General features: G+C 70.3%; 17 protein-coding genes, 1 tRNA gene and 1 pseudogene. 13 read left to right on the top strand and 6 right to left on the bottom strand.

Features of this window, described 5'->3' with window-relative positions; all coding sequences use genetic code 11:
• The first annotated feature begins 14 nt into the window (after positions 1 to 14).
• The 10 genes from PV734_RS12750 (at position 15) to PV734_RS12705 (ending at position 10,085) form a co-directional block, all read left to right on the top strand.
• A complete protein-coding gene (locus tag PV734_RS12750; RefSeq protein WP_319289506.1) occupies positions 15 to 4,061 on the top strand; it encodes a phage tail tape measure protein in 4,047 nt (1,348 codons plus the stop codon).
• 13 nt (positions 4,062 to 4,074) lie between these two features.
• Positions 4,075 to 4,944 carry a phage distal tail protein gene (locus PV734_RS12745; protein WP_319289505.1) on the top strand — a complete coding sequence of 290 codons (870 nt, stop codon included), beginning with the start codon at positions 4,075 to 4,077 and terminating at the stop codon, positions 4,942 to 4,944.
• Between the two features lie 10 nt (positions 4,945 to 4,954).
• Positions 4,955 to 5,983, top strand: a complete 1,029-nt coding sequence (locus tag PV734_RS12740) for a hypothetical protein (protein WP_319289504.1) — start codon at positions 4,955 to 4,957, stop codon at positions 5,981 to 5,983.
• Positions 5,980 to 7,056: a hypothetical protein gene (locus tag PV734_RS12735; protein ID WP_319289503.1), complete on the top strand. Its 1,077-nt coding sequence runs from the start codon at positions 5,980 to 5,982 to the stop codon at positions 7,054 to 7,056. Before PV734_RS12740 ends, PV734_RS12735 begins: the two co-directional genes overlap by 4 nt.
• The gene (locus tag PV734_RS12730) at positions 7,056 to 7,796 is read left to right on the top strand and encodes a hypothetical protein (RefSeq protein ID WP_319289502.1); all 741 of its coding nucleotides are present in this window, start codon (positions 7,056 to 7,058) and stop codon (positions 7,794 to 7,796) included. The genes PV734_RS12735 and PV734_RS12730 overlap by 1 nt, the downstream gene beginning before the upstream one ends.
• Positions 7,793 to 7,999: a hypothetical protein gene (locus PV734_RS12725; RefSeq protein WP_319289501.1), complete on the top strand. Its 207-nt coding sequence runs from the start codon at positions 7,793 to 7,795 to the stop codon at positions 7,997 to 7,999. Before PV734_RS12730 ends, PV734_RS12725 begins: the two co-directional genes overlap by 4 nt.
• A gap of 68 nt (positions 8,000 to 8,067) precedes the next feature.
• Positions 8,068 to 8,943, top strand: coding sequence for an N-acetylmuramoyl-L-alanine amidase (locus PV734_RS12720; RefSeq protein WP_319289500.1), 876 nt, complete (start codon positions 8,068 to 8,070; stop codon positions 8,941 to 8,943).
• A gap of 3 nt (positions 8,944 to 8,946) precedes the next feature.
• Positions 8,947 to 9,141, top strand: coding sequence for a hypothetical protein (locus PV734_RS12715; protein ID WP_319289499.1), 195 nt, complete (start codon positions 8,947 to 8,949; stop codon positions 9,139 to 9,141).
• 9 nt (positions 9,142 to 9,150) lie between these two features.
• Positions 9,151 to 9,417 (top strand): hypothetical protein, encoded by a 267-nt coding sequence (locus PV734_RS12710; RefSeq protein WP_319289498.1) that lies wholly within the window; start codon positions 9,151 to 9,153, stop codon positions 9,415 to 9,417.
• On the top strand, positions 9,414 to 10,085 hold the full coding sequence (locus tag PV734_RS12705) for a collagen-like protein (protein ID WP_319289497.1): 672 nt from the start codon (positions 9,414 to 9,416) through the stop codon (positions 10,083 to 10,085). Before PV734_RS12710 ends, PV734_RS12705 begins: the two co-directional genes overlap by 4 nt.
• Positions 10,086 to 10,144: 59 nt before the next feature.
• On the opposite strand, the gene cyaB is transcribed toward PV734_RS12705, so the two are convergent.
• A complete protein-coding gene (gene cyaB / locus PV734_RS12700) occupies positions 10,145 to 10,699 on the bottom strand; it encodes a class IV adenylate cyclase (protein WP_319289496.1) in 555 nt (184 codons plus the stop codon).
• Between the two features lie 17 nt (positions 10,700 to 10,716).
• Positions 10,717 to 11,571, bottom strand: a complete 855-nt coding sequence (locus PV734_RS12695; protein WP_319289495.1) for a helix-turn-helix transcriptional regulator — start codon at positions 11,569 to 11,571, stop codon at positions 10,717 to 10,719.
• 164 nt (positions 11,572 to 11,735) lie between these two features.
• Here PV734_RS12695 and PV734_RS12690 point away from each other — a divergent pair, with 164 nt between their 5' ends.
• The 3 genes from PV734_RS12690 (at position 11,736) to PV734_RS12680 (ending at position 12,465) form a co-directional block, all read left to right on the top strand.
• Positions 11,736 to 11,939 (top strand): hypothetical protein, encoded by a 204-nt coding sequence (locus tag PV734_RS12690; protein ID WP_319289494.1) that lies wholly within the window; start codon positions 11,736 to 11,738, stop codon positions 11,937 to 11,939.
• Positions 11,936 to 12,106, top strand: a complete 171-nt coding sequence (locus PV734_RS12685; RefSeq protein ID WP_319289493.1) for a hypothetical protein — start codon at positions 11,936 to 11,938, stop codon at positions 12,104 to 12,106. Before PV734_RS12690 ends, PV734_RS12685 begins: the two co-directional genes overlap by 4 nt.
• Before the next feature lie 128 nt (positions 12,107 to 12,234).
• Complete coding sequence (locus PV734_RS12680; protein ID WP_319289492.1) at positions 12,235 to 12,465, top strand: hypothetical protein; 231 nt, start codon at positions 12,235 to 12,237, stop codon at positions 12,463 to 12,465.
• Between the two features lie 110 nt (positions 12,466 to 12,575).
• On the opposite strand, the gene PV734_RS12675 is transcribed toward PV734_RS12680, so the two are convergent.
• The 4 genes and pseudogenes from PV734_RS12675 to PV734_RS12660 form a co-directional block, all read right to left on the bottom strand.
• Positions 12,576 to 12,648, bottom strand: a tRNA-Lys gene (locus PV734_RS12675).
• 120 nt (positions 12,649 to 12,768) lie between these two features.
• Positions 12,769 to 14,304, bottom strand: a complete 1,536-nt coding sequence (locus PV734_RS12670) for an amino acid permease (RefSeq protein WP_319096446.1) — start codon at positions 14,302 to 14,304, stop codon at positions 12,769 to 12,771.
• A gap of 86 nt (positions 14,305 to 14,390) precedes the next feature.
• Complete coding sequence (locus tag PV734_RS12665; protein WP_319289491.1) at positions 14,391 to 16,454, bottom strand: LamG domain-containing protein; 2,064 nt, start codon at positions 16,452 to 16,454, stop codon at positions 14,391 to 14,393.
• A 250-nt stretch (positions 16,455 to 16,704) separates the two neighbouring features.
• Positions 16,705 to 17,081: pseudogene (locus tag PV734_RS12660) on the bottom strand (RNA helicase); the annotation flags it as partial.

Below are 17,081 nucleotides of genomic sequence, written 5' to 3'. Positions count from 1 at the left end.
GACGGGGGTGAGCTGTGACCACCCGCACCGTCAACGTCCGCCTGGTCGCGGACATCAACCAGTACACCCGCAGCATGCGCAACGCCGCCCGCCATACGTCGCAGATGGCCAACGCGGGCGCCGTCGCCGGCACCGCGATGGTCGCAGCGTTCGCGGTCGCCGCAGCCGCGGCGGCCAAGTTCGACAAAGAACTGAGCAACGTCCGCGCGGTGACGAGCGCATCGGCGAAGGACATGGGCCTGCTCCGGGCCGCCGCACTGGAGGCCGGGAAGACCACCAGCTTCACGGCGACGGAGGCCGCCCGCGCCGAGGCCGAGCTCGCGCGCGCTGGCGTCACCACCGCCGACATCATCGGCGGCGCCCTGAAGGGATCGCTGGCGCTGGCCGCCTCCGGGCAGGTCGACCTCACCGAGGCCGCCGTCGTCTCCGCGCAGGCGATGAACACCTTCGGCCTGGCAGGCAAGGACGTCACCCACATCGCCGACCTGCTCGCGGCCGGCGCCAACAAGTCGGCCGCGGACGTGCACGGCCTGGCCATGTCGCTCCGTATGGGCGGTCTGCTGGCCCACCAGACCGGCCTGTCCATCGAGGACACCGTCGGCACCCTCGCGGCGTTCGCCGACCACGCGCTGATCGGCTCGGACGCCGGTACCTCGCTGAAGGTCATGCTTCAGCGGCTCGTACCGCAGTCCAAAGAGGCCAAGGGCATGATGGACCAGATCGGGTTCTCGGCCTACGACGCGTCCGGCAAGTTCGTCGGCTTGTCCGAGCTGGCCGGCCGTATGAAGACCAGCTTCAGTAAGCTGACGCCCGAGGCCCGCAACGCGGCGATGGCGACGATCTTCGGTGCGGACGCCGTCCGGTCGGCGACCATCATGTACGAGCTCGGCTCGGAGGGCATCAACAAGTACGTCAAGTCCGTCAACGACCAGGGCGCTGCCGGCCGCATGGCCGCCGTCCAGACCGACAACCTGATCGGCGACCTGGAACGGCTGCGCGGCGCGTTCGAGGTCGCGCTGATCGAGGGCGGCTCGTCGGCGAACGGCGCCCTGCGCGACATGACGCAGTGGGTCACCCGTCTCATCAACCTGTACAACGGCCTGTCCCCGGAGCTCCAGCACGCCCTCACCCTGTTCACCGGGGTCGGCGGGGCGGCGACCCTCCTTGGGGCCGGGCTGCTGCTTCTGCTGCCGCGCATCGCGGCGACCCGGGCGGCACTGGTCAGCATGGGCGTCACGGCCGCCCGGACCCGGGCGGCCATGATGGCCCTGGGACGGCTCGGCAACGTGGTGATCGGCCTCACCGCAGTCAGCTGGAGCATCAACAAGATTGCCCAGCAGTTCGAGGAGACCCCGCCGAACGCCACGAAGATGGCCAACAGCCTCGTCAACCTGGCCCAGAAGGGGAAAGCAGCGGGCGAGCTGACCCGCCTGTTCGGCGACAACCTCGACGGATTCGGCGAGGCCGTCAAACGCATCGCGCACCCCGGCGGCATGGACCGGGTCGAGGACTTCTTCGGCTCGTTCGACCCAGGCACCGACAAGGGCGGGCCGGGCCTCGACAAGGCGACCAAGCGGGTCCAGGCCCTAGACGAGGCACTCGCCGCGCTGGTGGAATCCGGCAGCCCCGACGTGGCAGGCGAGGCCTTCGGCCGGATGGCCGCGGAAGCCGAGGCGCAGGGCACCAGTACGGAGAAGCTGAGCACCCTGCTGCCGAAGTACAACGAGGCCCTGGTCGGGACCGACACCCAGTCGAAGCTGACCGCCGAGTCTCAGGCCAAGCTGGCGAAGGAAGCCAGTCTGACCGCCGACGAGCTGCAGGACCAGCGGACCGAAGCGGAGAAGCTCTCGGACGCGCTGAAGAACTTGAATGGCGGGGCCATCTCGGCGGCCGAGTCCGAGATCTCCTTCCGCCAGTCCCTGAAGTCGCTGTCCGATGCGGTGAAGGACAACGGCCACAGCCTCGACGTCACGACCGAGAAGGGGCAGGCCGTCAAGGGCGCGTTCCTGGACGCCGCGAAAGCGGCGATGGAGAACGCCAATGCGGTGGCCGAGCAGAAGGGCAGCCAGGAGGCGGGCCAGAAGGTCCTGACGAAGGACATCCGCCTGCTCAAGGAGCAGATGTCCGCGCTGGGCTTCTCCAAGGACGCGATCGACAAGCTGACGGGCGCCTACCTTCGGCTGCCGCCCAAGGCGGCCACGAAGGTCGAGGCGAAGACCGCAGGGGCAATAAGGGACCTGGAAGCGGTGAAGGCGAAGGTCGCCTCGACCAAGGGCAGGTCGTTCACGATGTCCGCGCTGACCAAGGAGGCGCGCACCGCCCTTGAGGGCCTCGGCTTCAAGATCAAAACCACCAAGGGCAAGAAGGTCACCATCACCGTGCCCACCGGTGCCCAGAAGACAGCCGTCGATGCCCTAGCCGCCGCGATCCGTGCCCTGCAGGACAAGTCTGTGGCCGTGACCACGACGTTCTACACGAGGGGGACCAAGAGCAAGGTTGCTCCCGCGCACCGCGACTACGGGGCGCAGGCCGACGGCTCGATCCTGTCCTTCTATGCGGACGGCGGTGTGCGGGAGAACCACGTCGCGCAGATCGCGCGCAAGGGCTCCTGGCGGGTGTGGGCGGAGGACGAGGCTGGGGACGAGGCCTACATCCCGCTCGCCGCCAACAAGCGCCCGAGGTCGCGGCAGATCGCCGCCGAGACGGTGAAGCGGCTCGGCGGCACCGTCGCCTGGTTCGCCGACGGCGGTATCCCCGGCTTCACCTACACGCCGACGGGCAAGCCGGTCCTGGGTGGCCCGTCGGACGCCAAGTCGCGCTACGACCAAGAGATCGAGGACCTCAAGAAGGCGTGGGCCGACCTCACCAAGGCCCTCGCCGACGCACGGAAGAAGACCGACGCTCTCCGCGATGCCGAGCGGAACCTCGCGCGGGTCCGCAAGTCGAAGCCGACGAAGAAGCAGCTGGAGGCCGCGCAGGACAGGGTGGCCGACGCGCGCAAGGCGAAGGGCACGGCCGACGCCAAGGTCCGCCAGGAGCGGGGCGCCGTCCACGCCGCTGACGCCGAACTGGGCCTGAAGAAGGGGGCGAAGGCACCCCGCGGGTTCAACCTGAAGGCGTATGAGACGCAGCTGAACGAGAGCGTCGCGGCGACGGAGGCGTGGCGTAAGAACCTGTCGAAGATCGGGCAGCGGGGCGGCAAGGAACTGCAGGCGCTGCTGGAGGGCATGGGCGAGGAAGGCTACGCGCTGGTCAACGCCCTCGCCGGGGCGTCCGACAAGCAGTTCAAGTCCATCGTGGCCAAGCTGGAGAAGACCGGAGACTTCGCCAAGGCGACGCTGAAGGACTTCACCAACCAGCTCGGCAGCTCGACGAAGGAGAGCCAGAAGTTCGCCGCCGACCTGCAGAAGCTGGCCGCGGCCGGGTTCGGGGACCTCGCCCAGGCCCTCGCCGCGCAGGGCGACGCCTCCGCCATGGCCCTCGCCTCCGAGGCCGTGGGCAACAGCAAGGCCGCCGCGGCGGCCAACGCCCAGGTCGGCAAGGCGCAGTCGACACTCACCGGCGAGGACCTCGCGAACAGCCTGGTCCTGCTGTCCACCCTCCGGGGCGGCCCGGGGCGCGGGTACGCCGACCTGATCGCGGCCGGGCTCGACACGGCGACGATCAAGGCTCTGGTCCCGAAGATGACCAAGCAGATCGGCTCCCTGCCTGCCGCGAACAAGGAGACGTTCGTACGCCAGTGGGTGGCGCAGGGCGGCAAGGCGATGGCGGCCGGCGGCATCCTCAACCGGCCCACCATGGTCCTGGGCGGCGAGGCCCGCGTGCCCGAGTCCTGGATCCCGTGGAACGGCAGCGCCCGCTCAAGGGCGCTGCTCGCCAAGACCGCCGCCGCCATGGGCTACCAGATGGTGCCCGCCGGACGGTACGGAGGCGGCGGCGTCTCCTCGGCGGCCGTCGCCCGTGAAGTGTCCCGGCAGATCACCGTGAACCTGTACGGCGCGAAGCAGTCGACGGCCGAGCAGGCCCACGACATCGGCCGCATCATCGCCTTCACCAGCTGAAAAGGGGTTCGGTATGCCGTACACGCCGGGCGCCGCCCTGGACGGCCTCAGGGCGAGCCTGGGCAGCGTGAACCTGGGTGCCGTCGACTCCGACGGCACCGCCTGGTTCCTCCAGAGCCTGGACGGCTGGGACAGCCCCGAGGTCCGCGCGGAGTACACCGACCGCGAGGCCGACCACGGCGCCTGGGCGTCCCCGGTCTACCTCGGCTCACGCCCCATCACCCTGGCCGGGACCATCGTCGCCCCGTCGCAGGACCTCCTGGAGGCGGCGATGGAGCGGCTGCGGGCCGCCGCCGCCCTCACCGACACCGTGCTGACCGTGTGGGAAACGGTGGCGAAGCAGGCCACCGTGCGCCGCAGCGGAAAGCCGCTCATGCAGTACGTCACCGACACCACGGCGACGTACTCCGTGATGGTGACCGCGCAGGATCCGCGCCGCTACAGCACCACCCTGTCCACCGGCACGACCGCGCTGCCGTCCACCACCGGCGGGCTCGCCCTCCCGGCCGCGTTCCCCCTCGCCTTCTCGGCAACGACCGTGGCCGGCCTCATCAACGCCGTGAACTCGGGGACCGTGGATACCCGCCCGGTCCTCACCATCACCGGGCCGGTCGTCGCCCCCGTCATCGCCGCCCTGTACCCGGACGGCACTGTGCGCCAGCTCCTGTACTCCCTGGACCTGGTCACCGGGGACGTCCTGACCATCGACACCGACGCGCGGACCGTCCTCCTGGCCGGTGGGGTGTCGAGGCGCCGGTTCATGACCGTTTCCGGGGGCTGGCCCGTCATCCCCGCCGGCTCGTCCGTCAGTTACCAGTTCCAGTCCGGCACCTACAACGCGACCGCGATGCTGACCGCCGCCTGGCGCTCGGCATGGATGTGAGGAGGCCGGTATGCCGGTAGACCCGTGGGCCATCGACACCCTGACGTTCTCCGGGCTGGAGGCCCGCAACGCGGACAGCATGCTCGTGATGGGCAGCGGGACCGCGCTCGGTTCCCGGTCCGGGGTGCGCCCCGGCGACCCGGGCCTGACCGTCACCCTGGCCGGTACGACCATCAACTGCAGCGCGGGCGTGGCTGCTGTCGCCTACGCCGGGCAGGGCATCTACCGGGTGGCGTTCCCCTCGTCGGTGTCCCCGGGCACCTACACCGCCGCGCACGCCACCCTCAACCGCATCGACCTGGTGTATCTGCGGGTGTGGGACAACAGCGTTGACGCGTCCGGCCTCAACAAGGCGGACATCGTCTACCTGGCCGGCACCCCGTCCGGATCGCCGGTCGCACCGACTCCGGCGGGCACGGTCATCTACATGCCGCTCGCCACGATCACTGTGCTGTCCGTGTCGAACGGCGGCACCGCCTCCGTATCCCTCACGGTGCGACCGAACACGGTGGCGCCGGGCGGCATCCTGCCCGCCACTACGGCCCCGTCCAGCCCGTACACCGGCCAGTACTACGACGACGGCAGCAACCTGCGCCGCTGGAACGGCACCGCGTGGCAGACCGTGTCACCCCTGGCCGTGGCGACATCCGACCAGATCAGCATGCCGGGCTCGTTCACGACCGGCAGTTTCGTCGACTTCACCGCCGGCCAGTGGCCGCCCGTGACGGTGATTGTGCCGCCCTCGGGGCAGGTGCGGGTGACGATCGGCGCGGCCGTCGCGAACACCGTCTCCGGCAGCGCGACGGCATGGGCATCGTGGCGGGCCACCGGCGCATCCACCATGGGCGCCTCCGAGAAGAACTCGGTGACCACGATCGGAGCCCGCACGTATGCCAGCCGGGTGTACGTCCTGTCCGGGCTGACTCCGGGCGCCTCCCTCACGATCACGCCGGTCTACCAGGTGTCCGCGGCAGGCACGATCGGCTCGGTGACGCGCGTGTCGGACGGGCAGCTCGCGGTGGAGCCGATCGCCGGATGAGCGCCGTCACCCTGGCCTGGTTCGGCTGCGATTTGCAGACCGGCGGGATCGTCGAGGACCTGCCCGCCCTCACCCCGTCCGGAGCCCTGGCCCGCAGGCTCGGCGACCTCACCACCTTGCAGGCGACCCTTACCCTGCCCGGCGCTCCGAGGGGGTGGGCGGAGGCTACTGCTCCGGGCGCCACGCTGCTGGTCGCCGTCGACACCACCACCGACACCCCGCTGTGGGCCGGCGCCGTCGTGTCGAGGGAAGGAGGCAGCGGCCAGAGCGTGCAGCTCGGCGCCGCCACCCTGGAACGGTATTTGGACGGCCGCTACCCCGGCACCCAGACCCTCATCGGAGCCGACCAAGCCGCCGTCGTCACCGCGCTCGTCACCCCCGCGCTTACCGACGGGCCGCCGCTGGTCATCGACGCCCCCGCCACCGGGACGACGCTGGACTACCTGACCCAGGACGGCGACGACAAAACGATCCTGTCCTGCCTCCAGGAACTCATGGGCATGGACGGCGGCCCCGAGTGGACCATCGACGTCACCTGGAACGCCGCCCACAACGGCTTCGAATTCCCCCTGCGGGTCCGGCCCGCAGTCGGCCTGCACACCGCGACCGCGGTGACGTTCGACTTCCCGGGCTGCGTCGCCTCCTACACGCTCGCCGAGTCCTACGAGGCGGGCAAGGGCGCCACCGTCGTCGTCGCACGCGGTGAAGGCGAGGGAATCTCGCGTCTCACCTCGTCGCCGCACGTGGCGACCGTGCTGATCGCGAACGGCTGGCCGCGCTGGGAATACCGGTTCACCCCCGCGACGGGCGTGACGGACCCCGACCAGTTGGAGGCGCACGCCGCCCGGTCCCTGGCGCTGATGGCGCAGGGCGCCCAGGTGTGGTCCGTCGAGGCGGTCGCTTCCCGCGCCCCGCGTCTGGGCCAGGACTGGGGCCTGGGCGACAGCATCCACCTGGCCGTCGAGACCTCGCCCCGCCACCCCGCCGGCGCCGACATGACGGCCCGCTGCTGGGCCTGGGAACTGGACGCCGGCGCCGACCGCGTCCGACCGATCCTCGTGGAGGAGAGCTGATGCCCCGACAGCTCGACCAGCTGCCCGCCGACGCCACCAGCCTCGCCCGCCGCCTGGTCGCCCTCGAACGCCAGATGACCGAGCTGCGGGCGGCCCGCCGCCTCGGGTCGGCGACCGCCAGCAACATCCGCCTGTACTCGGCGGACGGAACGGTCCTGCTCGCCGAACTCGCCCCCGACGACAGCGGAGCGGGCGGCCTGTGGACCCGCGGCCTGCAGAGCCCCCTCAACATCTCGTCCTACCTCGGCGCCGGAGAACTCGCGTTCCGGCCCGTCGAGAACGACCTCGTCCAGGTACCGGGCCGCGTCTTCTACGACAGCGACGCCTACCAGTACTCCGACCTCACCCTGTCCTCGGGCGCGGTCGCCTCTACCGACCACCAGGCCCTGCTGAGACTGGAATCGGTCTTCCTGGGCCAGACGCCCTACGCCTACTTGCAGAGCGAGAACGGCGGCGAGTGCGGCTTCGACGTCACCGGGATCCTGACCGCGGGAAGTTTCGCCTTCGGCCAGGCCGCCATCACACCGTCCGCCGCGAACACCCCAACCTCGGTGACCGTCACCGGCCTCAGCGTCAAGGGCAGCACGTTCCTCGGCTACGCCGTGGCCACCACAACCAGCCCCGGATCGCAGGTCACCGGCGCGAGCGCCACCTCGGTGACCGCCTCGGGTCTGACCGTGTGGGCCACCCGCACCAACACCACGCAAACCTTCGTGAACTGGATGGTGATCGGCCTGTGAGCACGCCCGTCTTCGAGCCCGCGCTCTGGTACTCCGTCGTCGCCCGCGACGACAACGAGGCCTGCGCCAACCACGGCAAGGAGTTCACGGTGAACCCCTGCTACTCCAACGGCGGCATTGTCGTCGTCGAGTGCGGCCTATGTGGACAGCACATGACGCTCGTCTCCGCGACCCTGCTAGACCCGCAGCCAGAGTTCTCCTGACCCATCTCGACCCACCCCACCTCGCCCCGAGCCAGCAGGCCGGGGCTTTTGTCATCCCTGGAGGTCACATGGCCTGGTATCCGGGCGCGACCCGGTTGGAGTTGCAGCCGGAGTCGGACGATCAGCCAGCGATCCGTCCGACGCAGTTGATCGTGCATTCGCTGGCGGCGACGTGGACGGCTCAGCGGACGTACGAGTACTGGCACGACTCGACGAACCTCGAAAGCCACTTCGGCCTCGGCTACGCGGGCGACCTCGCGCAGTACGTCGGCACGGAGACCCGCGCGGATGCGAACGCGGCGGCGAACCTGCGGCCGGACGGCACGGGCGCCATCTCGATCGAGACCGCATCCAACCTGCACGCCACCGACCCATGGACGGACGAGCAGGTCGAGAAGCTCATCCGCGTCGGCGTGTGGGCGCACCAGCACCCGGCGCACGCGATCCCGCTGCGCTTGTGCCGCAGCGCGGACGATCCAGGGTTCGGCTGGCACGCGCAGTACAGCGCCTGGAATCCGAACGGGCACGCCTGCCCTGGGCCTGCCCGCATCAAGCAGTTCCGTGAGGTCGTGTTCCCGGGCATCGTCGCCCGCGCGGCCGGAACCACCACCCCCGAGGAGGACGACGTGCCGCTGACCGATGCGGAAATCAACAAGATCGCCAAGGCGTCGGCGAAGGAGAACTGGGCGTACCTGCTCGACTCTCCGACCGCAGCCGAAGGCACGAACCCTGCGCGGACGGCAGGGACGTTCCTGCGCTTCGGCGACGCCAAGTACGCCGCGACCACCGCGCAGATCGGCGCGCTCCAGGGCGCGGTGACCGCACTCACCGCGGCAGTGGGTGGCGCCGGCGGAATCACCGCCGAGCAGATCCAGGCCGCCGCCGAGGCAGGCGCGAACGCCGCGCTCGACCGGCTCGGCGACGCACTCACCGAAGGGAACTGACCCATGAAGATCGCCAGCTTCGCGAAGTCGCTCATCGCCGGTATCGCGGCCGGGTCCGCCGCCGCGGTCACGGCCGCGCAGGACAACGTGATCACCACCGGGGAGGGCGTCACCATGGCGCTCGCTGTCCTCGGCGCGTGGGGCATCACCTACGCCGTGCCCAACCGGCAGGCGGGCACCACCCAGCGCGACCTGTAGGGAGCCACCTTGGACGTCACCACCATCGGCAGCGTGATCGCGCTCGTCGGGGTGCTGTCCGGCTCGGTGGTGGCGTACCTCGGCAAGCGCGGTGAGAACGCAACCACCCGCATGAACTCGGAGATCGACCAGATCCAGGAAGAACGCGACGGCCTGCGCAAGGAACTGGCGGAGCGGAACACCCGGATCGAAACCCTGCTCACCCAGCGCGTCACCGACCAGGAGACGATCGCCCGCCTCCGCGTCGACATCATCCAGAGGGGAGGCGACCCGTGACCCGTACCGAACGGGCACTCGCCGGGCGCTGGCGGTGGATCGCCGTGTTCTGCTGGCTCCTCGCCCTGTCCGGCATGGCCGTCATCGGCTGGTCCTGGTACAGCCAGCTCGCCGACGAAGCCGACCGGCGCGGCAACGCGGTAAGTACGTTGGCTGGCGACGTGCGTGTTCTGCGCGCCCAAGTCCAGGCGGCCGGTGAGACTCCGAAGGCACCCGACCCGAGCCAGGCCGTCGAGGACCTGGACGACCGGACCGAGGTGCCCGTGCCTATCCCCGGGCCGCGCGGACCCCAGGGCGACCCTGGATCGCCAGGCCCTACGGGTTCACCCGGCCAGAACGGCAGCGACGGCGAGGATGGTGTCGGCTCCCCGGGCCCGACCGGCGGCGCAGGTACCCCGGGCAGCGACGGCGTTGCCGGACCACCAGGACCTGCCGGGCCGCAGGGCGACCCCGGCGCGGCAGGCCCACAAGGCGAGCAGGGGCCACCCGGCACCGACGGACAGGACGGCCGCGACGGGCAGACCTGCCCCGACGGCTACAACCTCCAAGCCCCGAGCTACGACCCCGACGCCCTCGTCTGCCGCAAGAACGGAGCGCCCGACCCAGAACCCAGCGGTGGTGGCCTGCTCTCCGCAGGCCTCGACCCGACCCGCCGCGAGTACGTATGACGACGCCCCCAACCACGGTCACCACGACCGTGGTTGGGGGCGCTTCGTCATGTCCGGGGTCAGCGTCGCTGAGCGGCGACCGCGTCCGTGTAAAGCTCGCGCGTCAGTTCCTCGGAGCCGATGCCGAGTTCCGCCAGTACAGCGCGGATGTCATCGAGGGCCGAACGCACGTCGTCCTCGTCGACGATGGTCTCGATCTCCAGGAACGTCCCGTCGATCTCGGGGACGCGGACGAGGGTGGCGAGCATCTGCCGGCCGCGGGCCTCGAAGTCGTAGTTGCGGCACCGCTTGTCGAACACGATGAACGGCACGTAACCCAGGCCGCGCAGGATCGCGTGGGCTGCCTCGGAGTCCTCGACACGGGTCTCATGCTCGGGCTTCGACCCAGAAGCCTCGTCGACCGCCGCGCCCTTGAACGTGAGAACCGTGCGGGTCCCGTCCGCACCGTGGACGGTGCGCACCCGCAGCTCCTCACCCGACTTCTCCAACGCGCCGTCCGGCCGGTCGTAGTACGAGTCCTGGTAGATCTCGACGCGGGCCGTCGCTCGCTCGTCGAGCTGTCGCATAACTGCCTCGGGTGAGTGGACACGGGCCTTCAGCTCAGCCTCGATCACGGGCCGTTCCTCTCTCCTCAGACCGTGCGCTGCGCGCCGTCGATGACAGCATCAAACATCCTTCGGAACCCTCGGAACAGGGGCCCGTGCGGTGTCTCCATAACCTTGTATGTGGCGCTCTCGTGCCCCTCCCACCCGGCGTCGAAGGCACTGACGAACAGGGTGGCGTCCGTGCGGATGAGCCGCCAAGTGGGCAGCATGCGGTACCGGTACACCTGGATGTCGCAGTCGTCGGCGAGCAGCTCCCGCAACCGGGCCTCCGTCAGGCGTACTCCGCTGGCGAGGGACTCGGCAGACTCGCCGATCTCGGCCGCTCGCCGAGTGAGCGCGTCGGAGTCCGGGTCGAGGAGCAGCACCCGGACGCGGAGCCCCTTGCCTCCCTGTTCGCGCGGCAGGCAGGCGCGCAGGAGGCTGTCGTTCAACCCGATCAGACCGAGTCCGCGCACGGCCAGAACGTCCAACTCCTGCGCCTCGCGGGCCTGCTGCTGGATCTCCTCAGCGGCCGAGCTCTGGGCGGCGTAGACGCGGACGACTTCGGGGAACGCGGCGAGGTCGAATGCAGCGCCACCGGTGCGCTTCTCGCGGCTCGCGGCGAGGCCGAGCAGGTGCCGGGCGTCGTCTGGCATGCGGAGGCCGTCGGCGATCCGCTCGTACACGTCCAGACGGATCACTTCACGGCGGCCGTTGATGATCTCGTTGACGCGAGCCTGCGTCATCCCCGCCGCCGCGGCGATGCGGGACTGGCTGGCGCCGGCGTACTGCTGCACGTACCGGAACACTGCGCCTATGTCCCGCGCGCGCAGGGCCTGTCTGACATCGGCACGTTCCCATGCCCAGGCGGGCAGTTCGATCGGGTCGAGTGCGGTCGGCATGGCGCGGCCCCCGGATATCCACAACAGGATGGAAAACCATCTCACCGTGAGATTACCGGTGGGGGATCGAACTCACACCGTGCGTCACAAGATCCTGACCAGATTGGAGGACCCCGGCAACCGCGCAAACGGTCCCGGGGTATGGACGACTGGTTGGAGTCGACATGGCAGAGCCTACGCAAACCCCCGACACCTCGAACACCCATGGCAGTTACGGATACTGCGCGTGGCACCAGGCGCACGCGTCGGGCGTCCGGCTGATCCAGGTCCAGGAGCAGGGCAGCGGCCCGGGCGGTGGCGCGTTCGCCTGCCGGCCGTGCCGCGAGTCCTACGGCCTCGTCCCGTTCGCCGACCAGCCCATGCCGTGAGCGTCGACGAGAAAGCCCCCGAGTGCCAGGTCGGTGCGCACCACTACTGCACCGGCCCGAAGGTCATCCGCCGCGAGGGGGCGCCCGCGCACGAGGTGCCCATCATGGTCCTGAAGTGCGGCTGTACCTGCCACACCAGAAGCCCCCGCCCGCCCCGCACCCCGTGAACACCTGGGGGCGGGCGGGACCAGGCCCCGGCCGTAGCGCGTCACGGCCGGGGCCGCTCCATGTGCACGCGATCCGTGGCGGGCGCACACTGATGATGGGGCTGAGCCCCTGGAGGTGCGTCGTGGGCTTGAAGAAGACCATTCAGTGCAGCGTCGATCTCGACGTCACGGATATCCCGGAAGACGATATTGAGCGCCTCGTGCGACGCGGCACCGCACTGGGTCTCACCGTCAGCGCCAGATACCGGTCGAGCCGAAGCGCAAAGATCTCGGTGGACTTCGGCAGCAAGCTGGAAAGCGCGCAGGCCTTCGTGAACGACGTGGACGGGCTGCGCGACTCCTACGGCGAAGACGACTGAATCCATGATCGTCGCCCTCTCGGGCCAGCAGCGGGCCAGCTAACGATCACTCAGCCCCCGAGAACGACGCGAGCCCCAGCTCAGATGTCCTCTGAACTGGGGCTTGTCCGTAGACCCTGTGGGACTCGAACCCACAACCAATGGATTAAAAGTCCACTGCTCTGCCAATTGAGCTAAGGGTCCCCGCGATGTTGCAACCCCGAGCATAGCCGGACCCGGCCACGACTCCGATCGGGTATCGGAGACACGGCCGGGTCCCTCCACGGCCAGGGCGGTGAACCGCGCCGGAAATGGTCGGCCTCGTTATGGATCGACCGGTTCGGGTGCCCCCTTGCGAGCCGCGTCCCGGGCCCGGGTGCGCTCGTGTTCGGGGTTGAGGAACCAGTGCCGTGCCGAAGTCACCCACCACAGCGCCGCGAACCCCAGGACCACCAGGACGGCGATCGGGGCGTAGTTCATGCTGCCCCAGGTGACCGGCGCCACCTGGGGCAGCATGAACAGCACCGTGATCACGGCCACCCAGACCACGGACACCACGCCGATCACCCGCGACCAGCGGCCCAGATGCCACGGCCCCCGTTCGAACGCCTCGCCCTTGCGCAGCCGCAGCAGCGTCGGGATGACGTACGCGATGTAGAGGCCGATCACGGCGATCGACGTCACGGCCGCGTACGCCGTCAGGTTGATCAGGTAGGGCAGGCCCAGGAGCAGGGCGCCGAACGCCGCCAGCCAGACCGCCGCCACGGGGGTGCGGGTGCGGGGGCTGACCGTGTGCCAGAGGTGGGAGAAGGGGAGGGCGCCGTCGCGTGAGAAGGCGTAGATCATGCGGGAGTTGGCGGTGACCGACGCCATGCCGCAGAACAGCTGGGCGCCGATGACGACGAGCAGGAGCAGCTTGCCGGTGGTCGCGCCCAGCGCGTCGAGCAGGATCTGCGCGGGCGGTACGCCGGTCGGGGAGTTCAGGGCGCCGTCGTACGACTGGATGGCGAAGGTGAAGCCCAGGAGCAGGACGAAGCCCGCGATCCACGAGGTCCAGATGGACTGGACGATGCCCTTGGGGCCGGCCGTGGACGCGTCGTGCGTCTCTTCGGTCATGTGTGCGGAGGCGTCGTACCCGGTGAAGGTGTACTGCGCCATCAGCAGACCGAGGGCGACGACGTAGACCCCGCTCCCCCAGCCCGTGTTGTTCACGAACTCCGTGAACACGAAGGACACCGACTGGTGCTTGTCCGGTACGAACGTCAGCGCGCCGACGATGACGCCCACACCCACCACGTGCCACCACACGCTGACGCTGTTGAGCAGGGCCACGATGCGTACGCCGAAGGTGTTGAGGAGCCCGTGCAGGACGAGGATGCCCGCGAAGAGCAGGATCGTGCTGCCCGGGGTGACCTCGAAGTCGAACTGGAGGTTCAGGTAGGCGGCCAGGAAGGAAGCCGCCCCGAAGTCGATGCCGGCGGTCACCGCGACCTGCCCGAGCACGTTGAACCACCCCGTGAACCAGGCCCACGCGGCGGCCGTACGCGGGGGAGCCAGCTGGGCCGCCCAGAAGTACAGGCCGGCGGAGGTCGGGTAGGCCGAGCAGATCTCGGCCATCGCCAGCCCGACGAAGAGGGTCATGAGCCCTACGGCGACCCAGCCCCACATGATCACGGCCGGGCCGCCCGTGTTCATGCCGAACAGGTACAGGGTCAGGCAGCCCGACAGGACCGAGATGATCGTGAAGGAGACCGCGTAGTTGGAGAACGCCGACATCCGGCGGGCGAGGACCTGGGTGTAACCGAGCTGGGCGAGCCGTTCCTCGTCCGACAGCCCACTCACTCTGACGTCATCTGTCATGCCCCCAGCAATGCCCGCGCTGAGGGTATGACATGCGTCACAGGAGGACTCATTTGGCCGAAAACATATCTGTCCCGGCCACGCTGTCAGACGTCCGTGGCGCCGACCCGCAGCTGAGCCACCTGCGTCGCGCTGAGCACGCCCGCGTAGACGTGCACCTCGTCGACCGCTCCGGCCAGGTAACCACCCGAGCCGTCCGCGCCGCCAGAGCCGTCCGCCCCCGGCGACCGGCCGACCTGCAGATCACCCGTCGCCGTCCAGCCGGGCCGGTACGACGTCGCCTTCGCCGACAGCTGCCCGTCGGCGTAGAAAAGGATCTCGTCGGCCTCGTCGTCGTACACGAGCGCCAGGTGATGGACGTCGTCCGGGGAGGCCCACGCGGCCTGCGAGGTGAGCGTGAACGGCTCCCCGTTCGCGTCTGTCAGGGCCACCTCCCACTGCTGCGAGGCCCCCGAATAGCGCACCTCGGCAAGGGAGTTGTCCGCGCCCCCCACCGACAGAACCGTCATCGGCCGGTCCTGGGCCGCCGAGTCGATCCGTACGTGCGCGGCGACCGAGAAGCTGTCCCGGGTGGCGATGCCCTGGCCGTCCGTCGCGGCGAAGTCCCCGTCGCCGTCCAGCAGCAGGTGTCCGGAGCCGAAGATGGGGGACTGCCCGGGCAGGCAGTCCGGGTCGAGCCAGTCGCAGGGGACGTCGTCGCGGTAGATCGCCGCGTCTCCGGCGAGCGTCAGTGGCCGCCCGCCGTCCCGTTCCGGGCTGCTGCCGCCGGTCGCCTCGTCGAGGGCCCAGTACCCCTCGCTCACGGTGGCCCGCTTCGCCGCCCCGGCCGCCTCGGCGGCGACGACGATCCGGTCCCACACCCGTACGCCGGCCAGCGCACCGTGCCAGTTCCCGCTCGCGCCGGCGCTTCCGTCGAGCGTGCGGCCTATCTGGAGGTTCCCGGGCGCGGAGGAAGCGGTGACGTTCTCGGCCGTGCCGACCGCCCGTCCGTTCACATACAGCCGGGCCGTGCGGGCGACCGGGTCGTACACCCCGGTGAGCTGCGCCCAGTCACCGGTCTCCGGCACCCCGGCCCGTACGACCGAGCCGCCCACCGAGAACGACCATGCACCGTCCCGCGTCCCCAGCTCGAACCCGGCCGCCCCGCCCTGGCCGACCGCCGTCATGTCCGCGTCGGCGGCATCCGGCCGCACCCAGGCGCTCACGGAGAAGGCCCCGCCTGTGTCCACAGCCGGCGCGCCGCTCATCAGATAGGCGGAGGCCGACCCGTCGAGGCCGACGGCCCCGGTCACCGAGGTCCGCGACGGCCCGGCGGCGCCGAACGTGACCCCGCCTCCCGCCGTCGCGGTCCTGCCGCCCGCCTCCGCCGAGGCCTCGCCCGCCCCGGCGGCGTCCGCGAGCCTCCAGGCGGCGACGGGTGTACGGCCCTCGCTCACCCGGAACTGGTAGTTGGCGGACGCGCTCACGTTGCCCGCCCGGTCGACGGCCTGGACTTCCAGCCCGCTGACGCCGGACGACTGTGGCAGCCAGCGCAGGACCACCGGCCCGCCGGGCGCGTCCGGTACGGCCGTCAGCTGCGGCCCGCCGAGGAAGTCGTAGCGGTACGACACCGCGTCGTCCGAGGCGGAGTCCACGGTGAACGTGCCGTAGGCGCCCACCCCGTCGTGCCACGCCCCGGTGTCGTCCGGGTACTCGGGCGACGACACCGAGGGTTTCGCGGGCGCCTCGTTGTCGTAGACGAACTCGCAACTTCCGCTGCCTCCGTCGGAGCTCCAGGGCCCCCACAGCGTGCCGTCGCTCGCCCGGACCCGCCAGCTCACCCCGGTGAAAGCCGGCACGTCGGTCGGCACGGTCCAGCTGAACGCCGAGCCGCTGGACTTGGCGATCGTCCCGACCGAACTCCGCACCTGCCGTACGCCCGAGCCGTCCGTCCAGGACACCTCGAACTCGGCGGTCACCCGGCCCCCGTCCGGGTCGCGGAGAACCGCCCCGAGCGTCGGGAGCGTTCCGACGTACGGCCGGTCCGCGCCGCCGACGCACGGCTTGTCCGCCGTGGTCAGTTCGGACAGCGCGGGCCGGGACGGTGGCCGGTTCTCCGCGGCGGAAGCGGCCCATGGCACGGCGACAACGGCCGAGGCCGCGAGCGCCACGGCGACTGAGCAACGTACGAAGGCATGACGATTCAACGGATCCAATGGATTCAACGGATTACTCCCCCTGTGTTCGGCTCATCGCCGGCTCTTCTCCGGATGATCGATCCGCGCCGGAGCGTAACAGCCGCTAATGACAGTCGAGTTGGGATTTTCTCGGCGCAGGGGGAGCGGGTGCGGCAACGCCGAAGGGCCCGTACGACCGGAGTCGTACGGGCCCTTCGGCGATCAGTCAGCGATCAGTCAGCGATCAGCCGTTGCGCTTCCAGCGCGGCTTCTCGTCGCGGCGGCCGAAGGACGAACCCGTGCCGGAGCCCGAACCCGTGCCCGTGCCCGAGCCGCGGTGGCCGTACGACGGGCGGTCGTGGCCGCCGGAGCGGAAGCCGCCGCCGGCCGGGCGGTCGCCCTGGCGGTCGCGGTTGAAGGGGCGGTCGCTGCCTCGGTGACCGGTGGAGGGGCGGTCGTCGCGGCGGAAGCCACCACGGTCGCTGCCGCCGTCACGACGGTCGTCCCGGCGGAAACCGCCACCGGAACCCGAGGGACGCTCGTCACGACGCTCGAAAGAACGGCCACCACGGTCGTTGTCACGGTTGAAGCCACCCGACGGGCGGTCGTCGCGGCGGAAGC

Source organism: Streptomyces sp. AK08-02 (assembly GCF_033795085.1).
Taxonomy (GTDB): Bacteria; Actinomycetota; Actinomycetes; order Streptomycetales; family Streptomycetaceae; genus Streptomyces; species Streptomyces echiniscabiei.
Note: the sequence above shows the minus strand (reverse complement) of the source record. Positions and strands in the feature narration are given on the sequence as shown.

Excerpts from the sequence above, each read along its gene's own strand:
- PV734_RS12720 (WP_319289500.1), top strand. The coding sequence starts at position 8,068 with ATGGCCTGGTATCCGGGCGCGACCCGGTTGGAGTTGCAGCCGGAGTCG.
- PV734_RS12740 (WP_319289504.1), top strand. The coding sequence starts at position 4,955 with ATGCCGGTAGACCCGTGGGCCATCGACACCCTGACGTTCTCCGGGCTG.
- PV734_RS12715 (WP_319289499.1), top strand. The coding sequence starts at position 8,947 with ATGAAGATCGCCAGCTTCGCGAAGTCGCTCATCGCCGGTATCGCGGCC.
- PV734_RS12670 (WP_319096446.1), bottom strand. The coding sequence starts at position 14,304 with ATGACAGATGACGTCAGAGTGAGTGGGCTGTCGGACGAGGAACGGCTC.
- PV734_RS12745 (WP_319289505.1), top strand. The coding sequence starts at position 4,075 with ATGCCGTACACGCCGGGCGCCGCCCTGGACGGCCTCAGGGCGAGCCTG.
- PV734_RS12730 (WP_319289502.1), top strand. The coding sequence starts at position 7,056 with ATGCCCCGACAGCTCGACCAGCTGCCCGCCGACGCCACCAGCCTCGCC.
- PV734_RS12695 (WP_319289495.1), bottom strand. The coding sequence starts at position 11,571 with ATGCCGACCGCACTCGACCCGATCGAACTGCCCGCCTGGGCATGGGAA.
- PV734_RS12735 (WP_319289503.1), top strand. The coding sequence starts at position 5,980 with ATGAGCGCCGTCACCCTGGCCTGGTTCGGCTGCGATTTGCAGACCGGC.
- PV734_RS12690 (WP_319289494.1), top strand. The coding sequence starts at position 11,736 with ATGGCAGAGCCTACGCAAACCCCCGACACCTCGAACACCCATGGCAGT.